The following is a 19,347-nucleotide window of genomic DNA, read 5'->3' as shown; positions in this document are numbered from 1 at the left end:
CGGTTCCGCGTCGGAACCGCCCCTTCGGTGTGGGGTGAGTGACGGGACTTGAACCCGCGACTTCCTGGACCACAACCAGGTGCTCTACCAGCTGAGCTACACCCACCACGTGCACCACCGACGCCGCAGCGCAGGTGACGGGACGAGGATACACGCGCACCGGAGTCCTCCGGCACACGTTTCACCCCGGTGTCACCCCGGTGCCCGCCGCGGGCTCAGGCCTGCGGCTTCAGCTCGTGCTTGGCGCCCGCCGCCCTGGCCGTCTCGGAGTCCGGGCCCGGGTCGGCCACGAACAGCACCTCCCGGTAGTACTTCAGCTCCTGGATGCTCTCGCGGATGTCCGCCAGCGCCCGGTGACCGCCGTGCTTCTTCGGGGTGTTGAAGTACACCCGCGGGAACCAGCGCTTGGCGAGCTCCTTCAGGGACGACACGTCGATGAGCCGGTAGTGCAGGTGGTCGGTCAGCTCCGGCATGTCCCGGGCCAGGAACGCGCGGTCGGTGTGCACCGAGCTGCCCGCCAGAGGCGCCTTGCGCGGCTCGGGCACCCACTGCCGCACGTACTCCAGGACGGTCCGCTCGGCCTCGGCCAGCGTCACCCCGCCGGGCAGCTCGGCCAGCAGCCCCGACGTCGTGTGCATGTCCACGACGACGGGGTCCATGTCCTGCAACGACTCCGCCGGGGGTTTGATGACGACGTCGACGCCGTCGCCGAGGACGTTGAGGTCGGCGTCGGTGACCAGGACCGCCACCTCGACGAGGGCGTCGTCGGCCAGGCTCAGCCCGGTCATCTCGCAGTCGATCCAGACGATGCGCTCGGTGACCTTGTCGTTGCTCACCGGCTCAGCGTAGAGGGAGCGGCAGCACCGGCGGGTGCACGAGGTGCCCGCCGCGGCCCAGCCCGTACCCTCGGACCCATGCCGGCCCCGCGCGTCCGCGCGTCCGCGCTGGCCCCCCTCGCCGTGATCGTCCTCACCGTCTGCGGCGCGCTGAGCCTGACGGCCGTCGCCATGGAGGTCGGCTGGCGGGGGTTGCTGCCCGGCCTCGCGCTGGCGGCCGTGCCCGTCGGCCCCGTCCTGGCCACCGTCCTGTGGCTCGACCGGCACGAGGCCGAACCCCCGCACCTGCTCGCCTTCGCCTTCGGCTGGGGGGCCTGCGTCGCCAGCCTGGGCGCGCTCGTCCTCAACACCGGGGCGGCCCGGCTCCTGCAGAACTCCGTCGGCGACGTCACCAACACCTCCGTCGTCGTCGCGCCGCTGGTCGAGGAGGGGCTCAAGGGGCTCGGGGTCCTGCTGCTCCTGCTCAAGCAGCGCAAGCAGTTCGACGGCGTCGTCGACGGCGTCGTCTACGCCGCGTTCGTCGGCGTCGGGTTCGCCTACCTCGAGAACGTCCTCTACCTGGGCCGGGCCCTCGGCGACGACCAGCCCGCCTCCCTCGTCGCGGTCTTCGTGCTGCGCTGCCTCGTCTCCCCGTTCGCCCACCCCCTGTTCACGATGGCCGTCGGCGTCGGACTGGGACTGGCGGCCCGGTCGCACCGGCCGCTGCACCGCGTCGGCGCCCCCGTCCTGGGCCTCGTCGTGGCCGTCGTCCTGCACGCGCTGTGGAACGCCTCCGCCGCCTCGGGGATCACGACGTTCTTCGAGCTGTTCCTGCTGCTGCAGGTCCCCGTGTTCGCCGCGGCCGTCGCGGTGGCGCTCGTCGCCCGGGCCCGCGAGGCGCGCCTCATCGGCCGCCACCTGCAGGTGTACGCCCGCACCGGGTGGCTGGGGGAGGCCGAGGTCGCCATGCTCGCCTCCTCCCGCGGCCGTCGCCGGGCTCGCGCGGCGGCCGCCGCCCGGGGTGGTCGCGCGGCGGCGCGCTCGGTGCGCGACTTCCAGAAGACCGCCACCGAGCTGGCCTTCCGCCGTGACCGGATGCGCCGCGGCACGGTGCAGTCCGGGCCGGAGGAGGAGGTGGCGCTGCTGGAGCAGCTCGCCGCCCAGCGGCGCGAGGTGCTGACCCTCCTGCCCTGAGGGGCGCCCGGGGTACCGGCACGTTGTCCGGCGCTGCGCGCCGGCTCCATCCTCGGTCCCGTTGAACGGGACCGGGGAGTCAACGTGCCGGTACCCCGGACCACGCAGGGTCATGGCCGGCTCACAGCCGGTCCTGGGCGGCGTGGCGGGTTCGCCGTCGACCCTGGGGCCATGACCACCACGACAGCCGCGCGCGCGGCGGACACGGGGCCCACCGCTCCCACCGGCCGGGCGCGGTACCCGCACCGGGTGCGCTGGGCGACCGTCGCCCTCCTGGCCGCCACGGCCGTCCTGTACGTCGTCGACCTGTCGGCCTCCGGCTACGCGAACAGCTTCTACGCCGCCGCCGTGCAGGCCGGGTCGCAGAGCTGGAAGGCGTGGTTCTTCGGCTCCCTGGACACGCAGAGCTTCATCACCGTCGACAAGCCCCCGGCGTCGCTGTGGGTCAGCGGCCTCGCCGCGCGCGCCTTCGGCTTCAGCTCCTGGACGCTGCTCGTCCCGCAGGCCCTGGAGGGCGTGGGCGCGGTGTGGCTGCTGACCGCCGCCGTCCGCCGCTGGCACGGGCCCGTCGCCGGCCTGGTCGCGGGCGCGGCGCTCGCGCTCACCCCGGCCGCGGCCCTCATCTTCCGGTTCGACAACCCCGACGCGCTGCTCGTCCTGCTCATGACCCTGGCCGCGTACTGCACCGTCCGCGCCACCGAGAAGGCGTCGTGGCGGTGGCTGGCCTGGGCCGGTGTCGCGATCGGTTTCGCCTTCCTCACCAAGATGCTGCAGGGCTTCCTCGTCCTGCCCGGCCTGGCCCTGGTCCACCTGTGGGCCGCCCCGACGGGCCTCGGCAAGCGCGTCCTGCACCTGCTCGGCGCGGGCCTCGCCGTCGTCGTCTCGGCGGGCTGGTGGGTCCTGGCCGTCACCTTCTGGCCCGGTGAGAAGCCCTACATCGGCGGCTCCACCGACGGCACCGTCATGAACCTCGTCCTCGGCTACAACGGCCTGGGCCGCATCCTCGGCTCCAGCGGCAACGGCGGCGGGGGCGGGGGGATGTCCGGCGGGACGGCCGGGTCCAGCTTCGGCGGGGAGGCCACCTGGCGGCGGCTGTTCTCCTCCGAGTTCGGCAACGAGATCTCCTGGCTGCTGCCGGCCGCGCTGCTCGCGCTGGTCCTCGGCCTGATCGCCCGCGGCCGGGCCCCGCGCACCGACCGGGCCCGCGCGTCGCTGGTCCTGTGGGGCGGCTGGCTGCTGGTCTCCGGCGCGACGTTCGCCTACATGGAGGGCACCGTCCACCCTTACTACACGGTCGCGCTCGCGCCGGCGGTCGCGGCGCTCGCGGCCGGTGGGGGGCAGGTGCTGTGGACGCGCCGGGCGCAGGTCCTGGCCCGCGTCGGGCTGGCGCTCGTCCTCGCCTCGGCGGGCGTCTGGGCCTTCGTCCTGCTGCACCGCAACGGCACCTGGGTCTGGGCCGGCTGGGTCCTGATGCTGGTGAGCGTGGCCCTGTCGACCGGGTTCGTCGTCACGCCCGCCCGGCTGCGCCGGCTCGCGATCGTGCTGGTGCTCTCGGCGACGGTCGTCGGGTTCTCCGGGACGGCCTCCTACGCCGTCGCGACGGCGGCCACCCCGCACACCGGGTCCATCCCGACGGTCGGCCCGGCGGGCGCCGCGGCCGGCAGCGGGATGGGCGGTTTCGGTGGCGGGGGGTTCGGCGGGGCGCGCGGGACCGTCCCGTCCCAGGACGGGACGCAGACCCGGGACGGGGCCCCGCAGGGCTTCCCGGGGACGACCGACGACGGGTCCACCTCCTCGGCCCAGGCCCCGACCGGCGAGGCACCCGCGGGTGACGCCACGGGCCAGGCGCCGACCGGTGGCGGCGGGTTCGGCGAGGGGGCGAGCACGAACACCGAGCTGACGACGCTGCTGCAGAACGCCGGCACGAGGTGGGCGGCGGCCGTCTCCGGCTCGCAGTCGGCGGCCTCCTACGAGCTCGCCACCGGCACCGCGATCATGGCGATGGGCGGCTGGAGCGACGACCCGACGCCGACGCTGGCGCAGTTCCAGCAGTACGTGGCGGCCGGTGAGGTGCACTACCTCATCAGCGGCGGCGGGATGGGCGGTGGCCGGGGCGGCAGCGACTCCGACGCCGCGAAGGTCCAGGAGTGGGTCGCGGCGAACTACGCCGAGCTGACCGTGGGGGGCACGACCGTGTACGACCTCACGCAGCCGCTGAGCTCCACCGGCACGAGCAGCAGCACGAGCAGCGGCACGACGAGCTGAGACGCAGCTCACGTGTGAGGTGGGGCACCGTCCGGCATCCCGGGCGGTGCCCCACCGCGTCCAGGTCGTAACCTTCCAGGGTCCGCGAATCGACGACGAACGAGGGTGAGCCCGTGCCCGCAGCGAACCGCTACGACGCCGTACTGATCGGCGGCGGGGTCATGAGCGCGACGCTCGCGACCATGCTGGCCGAGCTGGAGCCCGACTGGTCCGTCCTCGTCCTGGAGAAGCTCGACACCGTCGGGGCCGAGAGCTCGGACATGTGGAACAACGCCGGGACGGGCCACTCGGCCCTGTGCGAGCTGAACTACACGCCCGCGCGGCCCGACGGCACCATCGACATCGCCAAGGCCGTCGCGATCAACGAACAGTTCCAGGCGAGCCGGCAGTTCTGGGCCCACCAGGTCGAGAAGGGCGTGCTGGCCTCGCCGGGCGACTTCATCAACGCCGTCCCGCACATGAGCTTCGTGCGCGGCGGCGACGTGGAGTTCCTGCGCGCCCGCTACGAGGCCCTGTCGCAGCACCCGCTGTTCGCGGAGATGGAGTGGGCCGACGACCACGCGCGGATCGCCGAGTGGGCCCCGCTGCTCGAGGCCGGCCGCGCCCCGGGCGAGAAGGTCGCCGCGACGCGCTCGAACCACGGCACCGACGTCGACTTCGGTGCGCTCACCAAGCAGCTGTTCGCCGGGGCGGCCACGGAGGGCGTGGAGCTCCTGACGGGGCACACCGTCAAGGACCTGCGCCGCCGCGGGTCGGGCTGGACGGTCGTCGGGGAGAGCTCGGAGGGCAGTTTCGCCGTCGCCACCCCGTTCGTCTTCGTGGGCTCCGGTGGTGGCGCCCTGCACCTGCTGCAGCGCAGCGGGATCCCCGAGGGGGAGGGTTTCGGCGGGTTCCCCGTCAGCGGGCAGTGGCTGCGCTGCACGAACCCCGAGGTGATCGAGCGGCACTCGGCGAAGGTCTACGGCCAGGCCGAGGTCGGTGCCCCGCCGATGTCTGTCCCGCACCTGGACACCCGGTACTCCCACGGGCAGAAGGCCCTCATGTTCGGCCCCTACGCCGGGTTCTCCCCGAAGTTCCTCAAGCAGGGCTCGTTCCTGGACCTGCCGCTGTCGGTGCGCCCGCACAACCTGCTCCCGATGCTGGCCGTCGCCCGGGACAACGTCTCGCTCATGACGTACCTGGGCAAGCAGATCGTGCAGTCCATGGACCAGCGCCTCGAGGCGCTGCGCGTGTTCTACCCCGACGCGAAGGCGCAGGACTGGGAGCTGCTGACCGCCGGTCAGCGCGTGCAGGTCATCAAGAAGGGCCCGCGCGGCGGCGTCCTGCAGTTCGGCACCGAGCTCGTGCACGCCGCCGACGGGTCCGTCGCGGCCCTGCTGGGCGCCTCGCCGGGGGCCTCGACGGCCGTCGACGTCATGCTGCGCCTGCTCGCGCAGTGCTTCCCTGCGCACCAGGACCTCTGGCGCGACCGGCTCAAGGCCATGGTCCCGTCCTACGGCACGAAGCTGTCCGACGACCACGAGCTGCTGACGACGACGATGGCCCGCACGGCCGACGTCCTCAAGCTCGCCGCCTGAGCCCGACCGGGAACTCCCCGTCGGGTGCGGGACGGGTCACCATGGGGTGACGTGTCCTGCACCGCGACGGAGGGAAGGGTCCATGCCGGTCGAGTTCACGGCGACGCTGGAGCTGCACCGCACGACCGCGACGGGGCTGGAGGTCCCCGCGGAGGTGCTGGAGCAGCTCGGCGGAGGCAGGCGGCCGGCGGTGACCGTGACGTTCGCCGGCTACAGCTTCCGCACGACGGTGGGGTCGATGGGCGGCCGCGCCCTGATCCCCGTCACCGCGCAGGTGCGGGCCGCCTCGGGTGTCGCCGCCGGCGACGTCCTGGACGTGGTCCTGGAGCTCGACACCGCCCCGCGCGTCGTCGAGGTCCCTGCCGACCTCGCCGCCGCCCTGGAGGCGGCGGGGCTGCGCGCCGCCTTCGACGCGCTGGCGCCCTCGCAGCGCAAGGCCCACGTGACCGCGGTGGAGGGCGCCAAGGCCGAGGCGACCCGGGTCCGGCGCGTGGAGAAGGTCGTGGCGGCTCTGTCGGCCTGAGCGCCGGTGGACTACTTCGCGACCGCGCCCCAGCCGTGCCAGTGCTCGATCTCGACGACGACGGTGACGCGCGGGGACTCGCGGTTCGGGTAGGCCGATCCTGTGTAGTGCCGGGAGACGCGGTCGATGTCGGCCAGGCCCTCGTCGTCGCGGATCTCGACGACCCGGCCCTGCACGGAGACGTGCGTGTACCAGTCGCCCTCGGCCAGTGCCGTGAGCGAGACGGCGGGGTTCGCCCGCAGGTGCTTGAGCCGGGCGCGGCTCCCGTCGAGGTTCAGCACGAGCCGGCCGTCCTCGAACAGGTACCAGGTCGCGACGGTGACGGGGTGGCCGTCGGGGTGGACCGTGGCCATGACGGCTGGGTTGGGCTCGGCGAACAGCGCGGCGGCGTCGGGGGTCAGCGGGGGCTTGGGCACGGGGTACCTCCTGGTCGGTGCGATCCTGGGGAACGCTACCGAGAGGGGTTCCGATGCGCTGGACGGTCCTGGGCTCGCCCGTGGGGGACCTCACCGTCGCCCGCACCGACGCGGGCCTGGCCGGGGTGTGGTTCGCCGACCACCGCGGCGGGCCGAGCGAGACCCTCGGCGACCGTGACGACGCGGCCTTCGACGACGTCCGCGAGCAGCTGGGGGAGTACTTCGCCGGTGCGCGGCGCACGTTCGAGCTGCCGCTGGCCCCGCGCGGCGACGTCTTCGCGCGCCGGGTCTGGGACGCGCTGACGCGCATCCCCTACGGCACCACGTCGACGTACGGGGACCTGGCCCGCGACCTGGGTGGGGTCGGGCACGCGCAGGCGGTGGGGGTGGCCAACGGCCGCAACCCGCTGTCCATCGTCGTGCCCTGCCACCGGGTCGTCGGGCACGACGGCGCCCTCGTCGGCTACGCGGGCGGGTTGTGGCGCAAGCGGTTCCTGCTCGACCTGGAGGAGCCCGCCGCCGACGAGGCCGGCCGCCTCTTCTGACCACCGCGATCAAGGAATCCCGGACCGCGATCAAGGACCCTCCGTACGAGGAGGTTCCTTGATCGCCACGGGTGGTTCCTTGATCGCCGGGGTCAGGGCAGGCGGGTCCGCAGGTGGTCGACGATCGCGTCGGCGGCGGCTTCGACCTGCTCCAGGGTCCGCTCGAAGTCAGACCGGTCCCCGTACCACGGGTCGTCGATGTCGAGGTCGGCCTCGCGCGACGTCCGCGGGGCGGCGGGGTCGAAGGAGCGGTACATCCGGACGTCGGCGCCGGCGGGGGCCTGGGCCCGCAGCCACTGCGCGTGCCGGGACGTCATGGCCAGCAGCAGGTCGCGCCCGGCCAGCTCCTCACGGGTGGCGCGGTGCGCCGCGTGCGCCGGGACGTCGTAGCCGTGCTCGCGCAGGACGGAGGCAGCGCGCCGGTCGACCGGGTTGCCGTGCTCCTCCTCGGAGATGCCCGAGGAGTCCACGACGACCCGGTCGCCCAGGCCTGCCCGGTCGAGGCGGTCGCGCAGGACCACCTCGGCCATGGGGGACCGGCAGATGTTGCCGGTGCAGACGGTCATGACGCGCAGCGGTTCGGTGCTCACCGCTGCATCCTGCCGAACCTCTCAGATCACCGCGAACAGCACGTAGCCGCCGACGGCCAGCACCAGCACGATCACCGACAGGACCACCGGGGAGCGGTACCAGCCGGCCTCGCGCGGGACGGCCCGCACCTCGGCCGGGGTGAGGGTCCAGACCAGGCCGCGCAGGTCGGCCTCGGGGCGGGGGGTCCCGCCGCGGGAGACGACGAGGCCGACGAGGACCGCGACGACCGTCGCGACGGCGCCGCCGAGGAAGCTGGAACCCTGCCCGGACAGGGACAGGACCCCGACCTGGTTCATGACGAACACGACGATCGCGCTGACCGTGCCGGACAGCAGGCCCCAGAAACCCCCGGAGCCGGTGAGCTTCTTCCAGAACAGCCCGAAGGCGAAGACGGCGAACAGTGGGACGTTGAAGAACGAGAACAACGTCTGGATGTAGTCCATGATGTTCGAGAACCCGGCGGCGATGAACGCCGTGCCGATGGCCAGCGCGGTGCCGACGACGGTGACCAGGCGCCCGACCTTGAGGTAGTGGGCGTCGTCGCGGCCCGGTCGCAGCCAGTCCTGCCACAGGTCGTAGGTGAAGACGGTGTTGAAGGAGCTGACGTTGGCGGCCATGCCGGCCATGAACGCGGCCAGCAGACCCGCGAGGGCGACGCCGAGGAAACCGCTGGGCAGCAGTTCGCGCAGCAGCAGCGGGACGGCGTCGTTGTAGGTGACGTCGCTCGGCAGCCCCCGCTTGAGGCTCTCGATGCCGGGGATGAGGACGGCGGCGATCATGCCGGGGACGATGATGACCAGGGCGATGAGCACCTTGGGGATCGCCGCGATGAGCGGGGTCCGTTGCGCCGCAGCGGCGTTGCGCGCCGAGAAGGCGCGCTGGACCTCGGTGAAGTTCGTCGTCCAGTACCCGAAGCTCGTCACGAAGCCGAGGCCGAGGACGACCCCGAACGTCGAGCCGATGGAGGACCCGATGCCGGTGAGGTCCTGGGCGGGGAACGCCTGCAGCATGTTCGTGTCGCCGTTGGCGGTCAGCTTCGCGACCAGCCCGTCCCAGCCGCCGACGCGGTGCAGGCCGACGAGGGTGATGGGCACCATCGTCACGACGATGACGAAGAACTGCAGGACCTCGTTGTAGATCGCGGCCGACAGACCGCCGAGGAACGTGTAGGCCAGGACGATGATGCCTGCCACGACGATCGCCAGCCACGTCGGCCACCCCAGCAGGGCGTTGACGACGATGGCCATGGCGTAGAGGTTGACCCCGGCCAGCAGGACGGAGGCGATGGCGAACAGCAACCCCTGCAGGCGCTGCGTCTTGGCGTCGAAGCGGCGCCCGAGGAACTCCGGGACCGAGCGCACCTTGGAGCCGTAGTAGAACGGCATCATCACCAGGGCGAGGAACACCATCGCCGGGATCGCGCCGATCCAGTAGTAGTGGAACGCCTGCTCACCGAACTGCGCCCCGTTGGCGGCCTGCCCGAGCAGTTCGGTGGCGCCGAGGTTGGCCGAGACGAACGCGAGGCCGGTCACCCACGCGGGCAGGCTGCGGCCGGACAGCAGGAAGTCGAGGCTGGAGGAGACGCTGCGGCGGGCGATGAGGCCGATGCCGAGGACCACGACGAAGTAGAAGGCGACGAGCAGGTAGTCGACGAGGTGGGCGTCGATGCGCTGCGGCGCCGCGGCGGCGAGGGCGATCACCGGCCCGCCTCCGGCTGCTCGGAGGACTGCGCCGAGGACTGCGCGGAGGACTGGGCGGCGGGCTGCTCGGCCGGGTGCAGGGGGCGCAGCAGGGTCCAGCCGACGAAGAAGGCGGCCAGGACGAGCATGCCGATCCCCGTCCAGAGGTTGAGGTTGACGTCCCCGGTCTTGGCGCGGTCGGCCGCGGTGAAGGAGACCAGGCCCCAGACGAGGCAGACGACGCCGTAGACGGCGAACAGACCGCCGATGACGGTGCGGATGTCGAAGAAGACGTCGCTGCGGTGCGACGAGGCGGGGTCCGGCTGGGCGGGGTCGGACGGGGAGGACGAGGGTGGTCGTGCGGACACGGTGACAACTCCAGAGCGACGGTACGGGCGGCGGCAACTATTGCATGGGGCAACTTCCGCCTCGAGGCGAACCCGGTCGTCGACCGTCCTGTTCCCCCGGAGGAGGCGTCCGGGTGATGCCCCGTCCGGCCGGGCGGCCCCGCCGGCCGGGCGGGACCTACGCCCGCCGGGTGATCGCGCGGGCCGCGGCGCGGGCGTCGCGGCCGGCCTCGAACAACGCACCCCGGGCCGGGACCCGGAAGCCGACGAAGCGCAGCCCCGGGGCGCCGGGGGTGCTCGCGCCGCCGTGGGTCCGGGGCCGCCCGGAGCGGTCCAGCAGGTCCGGGTGCTCGAGGAACCCCAGCGCGGGGCTGAACCCCGTCGCGGCGACCACGACGTCCGGCCGGTGCCGGGAACCTTCGGCCAGCACCACGTCGGCCCCCTCCAGCCGCGTCACCGCGGGCACCACGCGCACCCGGCCGGCGCGCAGGGCCGCGACGATCCCCACGTCGATGACCGGCGGTTCCCCGGTCGTGCGCGTCCGCGCCACCGGGCCGATCCGGGCCGGGGGCAGGCCGTGGGCGCTCAGGTCACCGACCGAACGGGCCGCGGCCCAGCGGCTCAGCGGATCCACGAGGGCCGTCGGGAACGGTTGCTGCACGATCGTCAGCAGCGTCGCCGGCACGGGCCCCAGCGACCGCGGCACGACCGGGGGCGGCGTGCGGACCGACCACAGCACGTCGGCGACCCCGTGCTCGAGGAGGTCGACGACGATCTCCGCGCCCGAGTTCCCGGCCCCCGCCACCAGCACCGACCGTGCTCCCAGGCGCCCCGGGTTCCGGTACGCCGCCGAGTGCACGACCCGCACCGAGCCCCGGCCCCAGTCCGGGAGCGCGGGCGAGTTCGCGTGCCCGGTCGCCACCACCAGCTCGCGCACCCGGAAGGACCCCGCCGACGTCCGCACGTCCCACCGGCCACCGCGGCGGACGACGCGCTCGACGTCGTGCCCGAACTGCGGCCGGATCCGGTGCACCTGCGCGTACCCGGCCAGGTACGCCGCGAAGTCGTCGCGCGCGACCCACCGGCCGGCGCCCGCCGGCAGCCGGAGCCCGGGCAGCGCCGACTGGACCCGCGGGGTGTGCAGGTGCAAGCGGTCGTAGCGCTCGTGCCAGACCTGCCCGACGTGGTCCCCGCGGTCGAGGACCACGGGATCGAGCCCGCGGCGGCGCAGGCAGGCCGCCGTGGCCAGCCCGGCCGCGCCGGCCCCCAGCACCACGACGTCCACCTCGCGGGTCACGGACGCGATCATCGCGCGCCCGCGTCGAGGGCGCGAGGCGCACCTCGCGCCCTGCCGGGGGCGTTCCGAGGGCGCGAGGTGTGCCTCGGACCCGCGGGGAGGCGCGGGGAGGGCGCGAGGTGCGCGTTGCGCGGGGGAGGGGGAGGTGACGGGTGGTCAGGAGACCTTGACGCCCGCTCCGCGCATCCGCTTCTTGCTGCGCTGCAACGAGTCCTTGAAGGCCCGCAGCACCTTCACCCCGCGCCGGCGGTAGGTCAGCAGGTCCATCGCCGCGTCGAGGACGGCCTGGTCGCCGGCCTGCGTCCCGAGGTCGGCGTAGCTCAGCGCGATCGCCGCGTCCACCACCGCGACGGGGGTCTGGTCGATGTTCGGGTTCCCCCCGCCCAGGGCCGTCAGGAACTCCGACACGGCGCGGTGGGCGTCCTCGGCCGAGCCCAGGCCCCGGGGGAAGGTGTCCACCGGGGCGGGCGGGACGACCGGCGCGACCGGTCCCGCCGGGGCGGCCGGCTCGAGGGCGCGGAAGGCCTCCACGACTCGCCGCGTCGTGCCCCGGTGGTCGCCGAACCAGTCCGCGACCCGCAGCACCCGGTACGGGACGCCCTCGGCCCGGCGCAGGGCCGGCAGCGCCACCTCCCGGTCCTGCACGCGCAGCGCCGCGAGCGCGTCCTCGACGTCCACCCGCAGCCGGGTGTCGCCCTCGGTCAGGACGAGCCCGGACGCCGGGTCGTCCCCGACGGCGGGCCCGGCGGCGCGCAGGGCCTCGGCGACGGTGTCGTGCAGCGCCGAGCGGCGCAGCGGCAGCTCCAGGGACACGACGGGCAGCAGCTGCCGGGCCCGGGCCCACGCCGCGTCCGGCGCCCCGTCGCCGGACCCGAGCAGCACGACCTGCCGGGCCCCCTCGGCCAGCTGCGCGAGGCGGGCCGCGTCCGCCCGGTGCGCGTCGTCCACCACGAGGACGTCGACCGGGACGTCGGCGGGACCCGCGTCCGGGCCCGCGTCCTGGCCCGCGTCGTCGCCGACGAGGACGGCGTGCGCCCGCGCCCCCGACAGCGCCAGCTGCAGCTCCCGCACGGCCCGCGCCCGGCGCAGGTCGTCGAGCCGGCGGAACTCCTCGGCCAGGTCCTCCACGGACCCGCCGCCCGGCTCGGGGGCCTCCCCGACGGCCCGCCACGTCGTGCCCTCGACGAGCCGGGCGACCTCGTCCGTCGTCGCCCCCGAGGGGACGGCGGCCGCGAGGTCGTCCAGGCCGTCGACCGCCACCGCCGCCCGGTCCTGCCGGGCCCGCGCCGCCGCCGCGGCCGCCCGGACGGTCCCGGCCAGCTCCGCCAGGTGCGCGACCGGCGGGTCGGCGGGGACGTCGAGGACCTCACGCACCCGGCCGAGGTCGCGGCGCAGCGACGCCAGCAGCGCGACGAGGTCGGCGCGGTCCGGCAGCACCGCCGGGGTGCCGTTCGCGTGCTCGCCCCACGCCCAGTGCACCGCCGCCAGCGCGTCGACGTCGGCGGTCCCGAAGGACCCCCCGTCGTGGCGCAGCGCCGACAACCGCTTCAGCTCGCGGCGGCGCTCGCGCTCCTCGCCCGACAGCAGGGACCGCGGCTGGCGGGCCAGGATCGCGCGGGCCTGGTCGAGGTCGGTGTGCAGGGCCGCCGCCACGTAGGTCCGCTGGACGTCCTCGACGCGGGCGAGCACCGCGACCGCGACGTCGAGCCCGTCCACGGTGTCCGGCCCGCGCCACCCGAGGCGCTGGAGCCGCTCCACGAACCCGGCGGTCCGCTCCAGCAGCCCGGGCAGGGTCTCCAGCGCGTCGGCGACGGCGGCGACCTGCTCGTCGGACGCCCCGGCCAGCGGGTCGGGGCCGGCGCCCGGCCCGGCCGGGCCCCGGTCCAGGAGCGTGACGACGCGGGCGCGGTCGGCCGCCGTCCACGCCGCCGCCGCGGGCAGCAGCGGCGGGTGCAGGTGCTCGGCCCGCAGCGCTGCGAGCCCCGCGAGGGCCTCGAACCGGCTGGGAGCACCCTCGCGGGCCGTGAACCAGGACCGGTTGCGCGCGTCCAGGTCGCGCAGCAGGTTCAGCCAGCGGTTCGGGTCGGTCGGCGGCAGGTCCGCGCCGCGGCGTGCGACGTCCTCCGCGGTGCCGGCCAGCAGGTGGGCCAGGCCGAGCCGGCCCAGCTCCTCGCGGGCCGCCTCCGTGGAGGCCCCGGGCAGCAGCCGCACCCGGCGGCCCGCCGCGGCGAGGGCGGTCAGCAGGCCCACGAGCAGGACGGGGCCCTGAGCGCCCACGTCGACGAGGACCGGTGCGCCGCCCAGGACGGTGTCGACGGCCAGCTGGTGGCGCGACGTCGCGGTCCGCGGGACGAGGGAGACGGTGGCGGGCGCCGGGCCGGGCTCGGGGGCCCGGCCGTCGACCGCGCCGCCGGCCGGGCCGCCGCGCAGGACGGCCAGCAGCCCGCGGTGGAGGTCTGCGTGCTGGTCTGCGGGGTGGCTGCTCACGCCGAGAAGCTACCGGGTGGGTGCCCGCGGAGCTCCCGATCGCCCCTCGCCCGGCGGAGCGTGGTGGATCGGCGCAGGGACGGCGGACGTCCGTGGGGGAGGTCGTGCGGGCTCCGCGCGTCGCGGCGGTCGGTGCGGGGTGCGGTGCCACAGTGGAACGCGTGGTGGATGCAGGAACTGGTGCAGGAGCTGGAACCGTGGTGCGCGAACCCGAGGCCCGGGGGTGGCGTCCCCCGGCCTCGTACGGGGTCCGGGACGGGGTCCGGGACGCGGGTGGGGCCGGTGCGGGGTGCGGGGAGGACTGCCCCTACTGCCGCGGCCCCGAGACGGACTGACGGGCGCCACGGTCCCGGCGCCCGTCGGTCCGCTGCGCGTCAGCAGTCGACGCTGAGCGCCTCCGGGGTGACCGCGGTCGGGCCGCCGAGGATGATCTCGCTGACGCCCTCGGTGAACGTGCTGAGGTAGTCGAACGTCGAGGCCGGGAAGCACGTCTGGGGCAGCAGCAGGATCGGCGCCGCGTTGACGGCGGCGGCGGGGACCCCGGCGAGGGCGTCGGGGAAGTTGTCGCCCGTGGCCAGGACCACCGTGGTCGCCTTCGGGAAGACCTTCGCGGCGACCGCCGAGGAGGTGTCGTACCGGTCGGCGCCCGCGATGCGGGTCGGGGCCGACCCCGTCGTGCGGGCGGCCAGCGCCGTGGCGACGTCGGGGCTGACCGAGTCGGGGCCGCCGACGACGAGGCTGGCGGCGAAGGTGTGCGCGGCCATCCAGGACGCCACCGGGGCGGGCAGCTGCCCGGGTTCGGTGATCATCACCGGGACCCCGCTGGACGCGGCGGCCGCCCCGCCGGACAGGGCGTCGGGGAAGGTGTCGCCACGGGTCAGGACGACACCCTCTGGGTTCGGGAAGAACGCGTCGGCCACGGCCACGGCGGTCGCGTACCGGTCCGCGCCCGCGATGCGCTCGACGGTCGAACCGGGGGCGGCGGCGCCGATCGCGGTCAGCGTCGCGTCGGAGACGCGGTCGGTGCCCCCGACGACGTAGACGGTCGTGGGCTTGAGCCGGGCCAGTTCGGCGGCGGTCGGGGCGGGCAGGTCGCCGGCCCGGGTCAGCAGCAGCGGGGCGTCCAGGCTCGCGGCGGCCGGGCCGGCCGTCAGGGCGTCGGCGGGGGCCTCGCCGCTGGTGACGAACACCGAGGAGCCCGCCGACGGCTGGAAGGACCCCTGCGAGATGACCGCGGCCGTCTCGTACCGGTCCGCGCCCGCGGCCCGCACCAGCCCCACGTAGGGGAACGGGGTGCCCACCTTCGGCACGGGCGTCGCCGCCTGGGCGGCGCTGCCGGTGAAACCCACCAGCAGGGTCGCCGCGGCGAGCGCGGGCAGGGTGGAACGACGGGTGAGACGCATGGTGTGGTCCTCGGGTCGCGGCGGTCCGGGGCGGCACCGCCACCGGTCCCGCGAAGCTAGGGGACGGCGACCGCTCGCGCCCGCCCGGGACGGAGGTTCATCCGGACGGGTCCGGGTGGGCCCTCCCCGGGTTGCGCACGACGTGCGACGGTGCAGGGACCCGGCCCCGGAACCCGCGGCGCGGTCCGGCGGAGCGTGGTGCGAAGCTGACCCCTCCGGAACTTCCGGGGTTTCGACGGGCCCGGGACGGGGCGGTGCGGCCGTGGCCGCCGCCCGCAACCGTCGGTCCGCGTGAAGGACCCTCGAACTTCACCCGACGCGGTCGTTGTGCCCGCACCGGGGACCGGGAACAGTTCCCTGGTGTGCGACCGGTCGCCGCGTCGATGCCGGGAGGAACCGCGACCGTCACCGCCGGGTCCTCGGTCGTGCCGGTGTTCTTCCTGTCCGACTCGACCGGGATCAGCGCCGAGACGATGGGCGACGCACTGCTCCTGCAGTTCCCCGGCCTGCACTTCGAGCGCACGCTCATCCCGTTCACCGCCACCGAGGCCGACGCGCGCGCCGCGGTCGCCGTCCTCGACGAGGCGGTGCGCGGGCCCGTGCGGCCGCTGGCGTTCACGACGACCGCGCTCGCCCCGATCTGCGAGATCCTGCACACGAGCGCGTGCCCGCTCATCGACTTCTTCGACCTGCACCTGAGCCGGGTCGAGCAGCTCCTGGGGACCAGCGGCGTGCGCCGGCCGCTGCGGTTGCACGGGGTCGGCGACGTCCGCCGCTACAACGCCCGCACGCAGGCCGTCGAGTACGCGATCGAGCACGACGACGGCGGCAGCCTGCGGGCCCTGGACAAGGCCGACGTCGTGCTGCTGGCACCGTCGCGCTGCGGCAAGACGCCCACGACGATGCACCTCGCCCTGCAGCACGGGGTGCTCGTCGCGAACTACCCCCTGCTGACCGAGGACCTCGAGACCACCGACCTGCCCCGCCCGGTGCGGGACCTGGGGTCGCGCTGCTTCGGCATCACGACGACCCCGCTGCGGCTCAGCCAGGTCCGAGCCGAACGTCGCCCCGGCTCCCGCTACAGCACCCGGGAGCAGTGCTCGTGGGAACTGTCCCGCGCGGGCCGGTTGTACGCCGCCCACGGGTTGCCCGTCCTCGACTCCTCCACGACGTCGGTGGAGGAGATGTCCACCGTCGTCCTGCAGCACCTCGCCCGCCGTCCTTCCTGACGAACCCACCCCCGGAGGTCCCCGTGTCCCCGTCGCGTTCCGCCGGTTCGTCGCCCACGACGGGCTGGCCGGTTTCGTCGAGGCCGAGCTCGCGGCCCTGGACGCCGACGACGTGCAGGCCCTGACGCTGGTGGGCAAGCGGATCCGTGACGCCGTGGCCCGCCAGCCGTTCCCGGCCGACCTCGAGGCCGACGTCCGCGCGGCGTACGCCGACCTCGTGCACGGGCTGGGCGAGGAGGCCTCCGTGGCGGTGCGGTCCAGCGCGACGGCCGAGGACCTGCCCGACGCCTCGTTCGCGGGGCAGCAGGAGACGTTCCTCAACGTGCGGGGGATCGACGCCGTGCTGCAGGCGGTCCGTGACGTGTTCGCCTCCCTGTACAACGACCGCGCGATCTCCTACCGGGTCCACCGGGGTTTCGACCACGCGGCCGTCGCGCTGTCCGCCGGCGTCCAGCGCATGGTGCGCTCGGACCTGGCCGCCTCGGGGGTGCTGTTCGCGATCGACACCGAGACCGGCGTGGACCACTCGGTGTTCATCACCTCCTCGTACGGTCTGGGCGAGACGGTCGTGCGGGGAGCGGTGAACCCCGACGAGTTCTACGTCCACAAACCCGCGCCGCGGGCGGGCCGGCCTGCGCTGCTGCGGCGGTCGGTGGGCACCAAGGCGGTCAAGACGGTCTACCCGGCGAGCGGTTCGGGCGTCCTGACGGTGGAGGTGCCGGCCGACGAGCGCGTCCGGTTCAGCCTGACCGACGCCGAGGTCACCGACCTGGCCCGCACGGCGCTGCTCATCGAGGAGCACTACGGCCGGCCCATGGACGTGGAGTGGGCCAAGGACGGTCTCGACGGCCGGTTGTACGTCGTGCAGGCCCGTCCCGAGACCGTCCAGTCGCGGACGGAGGGGGCCGTGCTGACGCGGTACCGCCTGCAGGAGCGGGGCGACACCCCCCGCACCGTGCTCGTCGAGGGCCGGGCCATCGGGCAGCGCATCGGCGCCGGGCCCGTGCGGGTCCTCGACGACCTCGCGCAGATGCACGCGTTCACCCCCGGCGACGTCCTCGTGGCGGACATGACGGACCCCGACTGGGAACCCGTCATGAAACGCGCGGCGGCCATCGTGACGAACCGCGGCGGGCGGACCTGCCACGCCGCCATCATCGCCCGCGAACTGGGCATCCCCGCCGTCGTCGGCGCCGGGAACGCCACCGCGGTGCTGACCGACGGCCGCGCGGTCACCGTCTCGTGCGCCGAGGGGGACACCGGTCTCGTCCTCGACGGGGTGCTGGAGTTCACGGTCGAGCAGACGCGGCTGGACGACATGCCGGCCGTCGACGTGGACGTCATGATGAACGTCGGGACCCCCGAGCAGGCGTTCGCGTTCTCGACGCTGCCGCACCGCGGGGTCGGTCTGGCCCGGCTGGAGTTCATCGTCAACCGGCAGATCGGTGTGCACCCGCGGGCGCTGCTGGAGGCCGGCACCCTGCCGGTGGAGCTGCGCGAGCAGGTCCTGGCCCGCGCCGCGGCCTACCCGGGCCCGCGGGAGTTCTTCGTCTCCCGCGTCGCCGAGGGCGTGGCGACGATCGCGGCGGCGTTCGCCCCGCACCCGGTCATCGTGCGGTTGTCGGACTTCAAGTCCAACGAGTACGCCAACCTGCTGGGCGGTGAGCGCTACGAGCCGCACGAGGAGAACCCGATGCTGGGGTTCCGCGGCGCCTCCCGCTACCTGTCGCCCGACTTCGCCGACTGCTTCGCGATGGAGTGCGAAGCGCTGCGCTTCGTGCGCGACGAGATGGGCCTGACGAACGTGAAGGTCATGGTGCCGTTCGTGCGGACCGTCGCCGAGGCGCGCGGTGTCGTCGACCTGCTGGCCCGGCACGGGCTGCGCCGCGGCGAGAACGGGCTGCAGGTCGTCATGATGTGCGAGCTGCCCTCCAACGTCCTGCAGGCCGGGCAGTTCCTGGAGCACTTCGACGGCTTCTCCATCGGCTCCAACGACCTCACCCAGCTGACGCTGGGCCTGGACCGCGACTCCGCCCTCGTCGCGGGCTCCTTCGACGAGCGCGACCCGGCCGTCAAGAGCCTCATCGCGACGGCGATCCGGGCCTGCAAGGAGCGCGGGAAGTACGTCGGCATCTGCGGTCAGGGCCCCAGCGACCACCCCGACCTGGCCCGCTGGCTGCTCGAGGAGGGGATCGACACCGTCTCGCTCAACCCCGACACTGTGGTGGACACCTGGTTGACGCTCGCTCGAGGCACGACTCGGAGATGATCAGCTCGACCACCGACGAAGGGTTCATGCCATGACGCGACTCGTCCTCCTCGGCCCGCCGGGCGCCGGCAAGGGCACCCAGGCGGCGCTGCTGTCCGAGCGGCTGGGCGTGCCCGCCATCTCCACAGGGGACATCTTCCGCGCCAACGTGGCGGGTGAGACCGAGCTCGGTCTCACCGTGAAGCGCTACCTCGACGCGGGGGAGTACGTGCCCGACAGCGTGACCAACGCCATGGTCCGCGACCGGCTGCAGCAGCCCGACGCCGCCGCGGGGTTCATCCTCGACGGCTACCCGCGGACCACCGAGCAGGTCCGTGAGCTCGACGGGATGCTCGCCGAGTCCGGCGCGCAGCTCGACCGGGTCCTGGAGATCACGGCCGACACCGACGAGCTGGTGCGCCGCCTCGTGGCGCGCGGGCAGGCCCAGGGACGGTCCGACGACACCGAGGACGTCATCCGCAACCGGCAGCGCGTGTACCTCGAACAGACCGCTCCGCTGGTGCAGGTCTACTCCGAACGGGCGGTCTTGCGCTCGGTCGACGGCCTCGGCGAGGTGGCGGAGGTGACCGAGCGCCTCGTGCAGGCGCTGGACGCCGTCGTGGACCTGCGCGAGATCCGGCTCGACGACGTCCGGGCCGGGGACGCCGTCGCCGGCTGAGCCGCGCGTCCCCCGCCGACCGTCGTCGGTGGGGGACGACGTCCCGCTCGGC

General features: G+C 74.5%; 15 protein-coding genes, 1 tRNA gene and 1 pseudogene. 8 read left to right on the top strand and 9 right to left on the bottom strand.

Going from position 1 to position 19,347, the window contains the following annotated elements:
- Positions 1-30: 30 nt before the first annotated feature.
- Positions 31-106: transfer RNA gene (locus CLV37_RS18075), tRNA-His, on the bottom strand.
- A gap of 109 nt (positions 107-215) precedes the next feature.
- Positions 216-836, bottom strand: coding sequence for an oligoribonuclease (gene orn, locus CLV37_RS18070; RefSeq protein WP_106212942.1), 621 nt, complete (start codon positions 834-836; stop codon positions 216-218).
- Between the two features lie 78 nt (positions 837-914).
- Here orn and CLV37_RS18065 point away from each other — a divergent pair, with 78 nt between their 5' ends.
- The 4 genes from CLV37_RS18065 to CLV37_RS18050 all read left to right on the top strand — a co-directional run bounded on the left by CLV37_RS18065 (position 915) and on the right by CLV37_RS18050 (position 6,374).
- On the top strand, positions 915-2,009 hold the full coding sequence (locus CLV37_RS18065) for a PrsW family intramembrane metalloprotease (RefSeq protein WP_106212940.1): 1,095 nt from the start codon (positions 915-917) through the stop codon (positions 2,007-2,009).
- A 171-nt stretch (positions 2,010-2,180) separates the two neighbouring features.
- Positions 2,181-4,274, top strand: a complete 2,094-nt coding sequence (locus CLV37_RS18060) for an ArnT family glycosyltransferase (RefSeq protein WP_106212938.1) — start codon at positions 2,181-2,183, stop codon at positions 4,272-4,274.
- Between the two features lie 113 nt (positions 4,275-4,387).
- Positions 4,388-5,851: a malate:quinone oxidoreductase gene (locus CLV37_RS18055; protein WP_245885474.1), complete on the top strand. Its 1,464-nt coding sequence runs from the start codon at positions 4,388-4,390 to the stop codon at positions 5,849-5,851.
- An 82-nt stretch (positions 5,852-5,933) separates the two neighbouring features.
- Positions 5,934-6,374, top strand: a complete 441-nt coding sequence (locus tag CLV37_RS18050; RefSeq protein WP_106212936.1) for a YdeI/OmpD-associated family protein — start codon at positions 5,934-5,936, stop codon at positions 6,372-6,374.
- 11 nt (positions 6,375-6,385) lie between these two features.
- Here the strand turns inward: CLV37_RS18050 and CLV37_RS18045 are convergent, their stop codons facing one another.
- Positions 6,386-6,790, bottom strand: coding sequence for a TIGR03618 family F420-dependent PPOX class oxidoreductase (locus CLV37_RS18045; RefSeq protein ID WP_106212934.1), 405 nt, complete (start codon positions 6,788-6,790; stop codon positions 6,386-6,388).
- 53 nt (positions 6,791-6,843) lie between these two features.
- On the opposite strand from CLV37_RS18045, the gene CLV37_RS18040 reads away from it, so the two are divergent.
- Positions 6,844-7,335: a methylated-DNA--[protein]-cysteine S-methyltransferase gene (locus CLV37_RS18040; protein WP_106212932.1), complete on the top strand. Its 492-nt coding sequence runs from the start codon at positions 6,844-6,846 to the stop codon at positions 7,333-7,335.
- Positions 7,336-7,427: 92 nt separating this feature from the next.
- On the opposite strand, the gene CLV37_RS18035 is transcribed toward CLV37_RS18040, so the two are convergent.
- The 6 genes from CLV37_RS18035 to CLV37_RS18010 form a co-directional block, all read right to left on the bottom strand.
- Entirely contained in the window at positions 7,428-7,901 is a 474-nt protein-coding gene (locus tag CLV37_RS18035) for an arsenate reductase/protein-tyrosine-phosphatase family protein (protein ID WP_106213140.1), read from the bottom strand.
- 45 nt (positions 7,902-7,946) lie between these two features.
- Positions 7,947-9,623, bottom strand: coding sequence for a sodium:solute symporter family protein (locus tag CLV37_RS18030; RefSeq protein WP_170127355.1), 1,677 nt, complete (start codon positions 9,621-9,623; stop codon positions 7,947-7,949).
- Complete coding sequence (locus CLV37_RS18025) at positions 9,623-9,973, bottom strand: hypothetical protein (RefSeq protein ID WP_245885472.1); 351 nt, start codon at positions 9,971-9,973, stop codon at positions 9,623-9,625. Before CLV37_RS18025 ends, CLV37_RS18030 begins: the two co-directional genes overlap by 1 nt.
- 157 nt (positions 9,974-10,130) lie before the next feature.
- Complete coding sequence (locus CLV37_RS18020) at positions 10,131-11,249, bottom strand: flavin-containing monooxygenase (protein WP_211298749.1); 1,119 nt, start codon at positions 11,247-11,249, stop codon at positions 10,131-10,133.
- A 156-nt stretch (positions 11,250-11,405) separates the two neighbouring features.
- On the bottom strand, positions 11,406-13,736 hold the full coding sequence (locus tag CLV37_RS18015; protein WP_106212926.1) for a hypothetical protein: 2,331 nt from the start codon (positions 13,734-13,736) through the stop codon (positions 11,406-11,408).
- A 374-nt stretch (positions 13,737-14,110) separates the two neighbouring features.
- Positions 14,111-15,139: a cell wall-binding repeat-containing protein gene (locus CLV37_RS18010; RefSeq protein ID WP_106212924.1), complete on the bottom strand. Its 1,029-nt coding sequence runs from the start codon at positions 15,137-15,139 to the stop codon at positions 14,111-14,113.
- A 383-nt stretch (positions 15,140-15,522) separates the two neighbouring features.
- Here CLV37_RS18010 and CLV37_RS18005 point away from each other — a divergent pair, with 383 nt between their 5' ends.
- From CLV37_RS18005 to CLV37_RS17995, 3 genes and pseudogenes are all read left to right on the top strand, one after another.
- Positions 15,523-16,368: a pyruvate, water dikinase regulatory protein gene (locus tag CLV37_RS18005; RefSeq protein ID WP_106213136.1), complete on the top strand. Its 846-nt coding sequence runs from the start codon at positions 15,523-15,525 to the stop codon at positions 16,366-16,368.
- Between the two features lie 34 nt (positions 16,369-16,402).
- A pseudogene (gene ppsA, locus CLV37_RS18000) lies at positions 16,403-18,637 on the top strand (phosphoenolpyruvate synthase); the annotation flags it as partial.
- Between the two features lie 31 nt (positions 18,638-18,668).
- Complete coding sequence (locus tag CLV37_RS17995; protein WP_106212920.1) at positions 18,669-19,295, top strand: adenylate kinase; 627 nt, start codon at positions 18,669-18,671, stop codon at positions 19,293-19,295.
- Positions 19,296-19,347 lie beyond the last annotated feature (52 nt).

The sequence above is a fragment of the Kineococcus rhizosphaerae genome (assembly GCF_003002055.1).
GTDB lineage: Bacteria > Actinomycetota > Actinomycetes > Actinomycetales > Kineococcaceae > Kineococcus > Kineococcus rhizosphaerae.
This window is presented reverse-complemented; position numbering and strand designations above follow the sequence as displayed.

What these genes read in the sequence shown, in the direction of transcription:
- CLV37_RS18010 (WP_106212924.1), bottom strand. Translation starts at nt 15,139, where the DNA reads ATGCGTCTCACCCGTCGTTCCACCCTGCCCGCGCTCGCCGCGGCGACC.
- CLV37_RS18060 (WP_106212938.1), top strand. Translation starts at nt 2,181, where the DNA reads ATGACCACCACGACAGCCGCGCGCGCGGCGGACACGGGGCCCACCGCT.
- CLV37_RS18040 (WP_106212932.1), top strand. Translation starts at nt 6,844, where the DNA reads ATGCGCTGGACGGTCCTGGGCTCGCCCGTGGGGGACCTCACCGTCGCC.
- CLV37_RS18035 (WP_106213140.1), bottom strand. Translation starts at nt 7,901, where the DNA reads ATGACCGTCTGCACCGGCAACATCTGCCGGTCCCCCATGGCCGAGGTG.
- CLV37_RS17995 (WP_106212920.1), top strand. Translation starts at nt 18,669, where the DNA reads ATGACGCGACTCGTCCTCCTCGGCCCGCCGGGCGCCGGCAAGGGCACC.
- CLV37_RS18005 (WP_106213136.1), top strand. Translation starts at nt 15,523, where the DNA reads ATGCCGGGAGGAACCGCGACCGTCACCGCCGGGTCCTCGGTCGTGCCG.
- CLV37_RS18065 (WP_106212940.1), top strand. Translation starts at nt 915, where the DNA reads ATGCCGGCCCCGCGCGTCCGCGCGTCCGCGCTGGCCCCCCTCGCCGTG.
- CLV37_RS18050 (WP_106212936.1), top strand. Translation starts at nt 5,934, where the DNA reads ATGCCGGTCGAGTTCACGGCGACGCTGGAGCTGCACCGCACGACCGCG.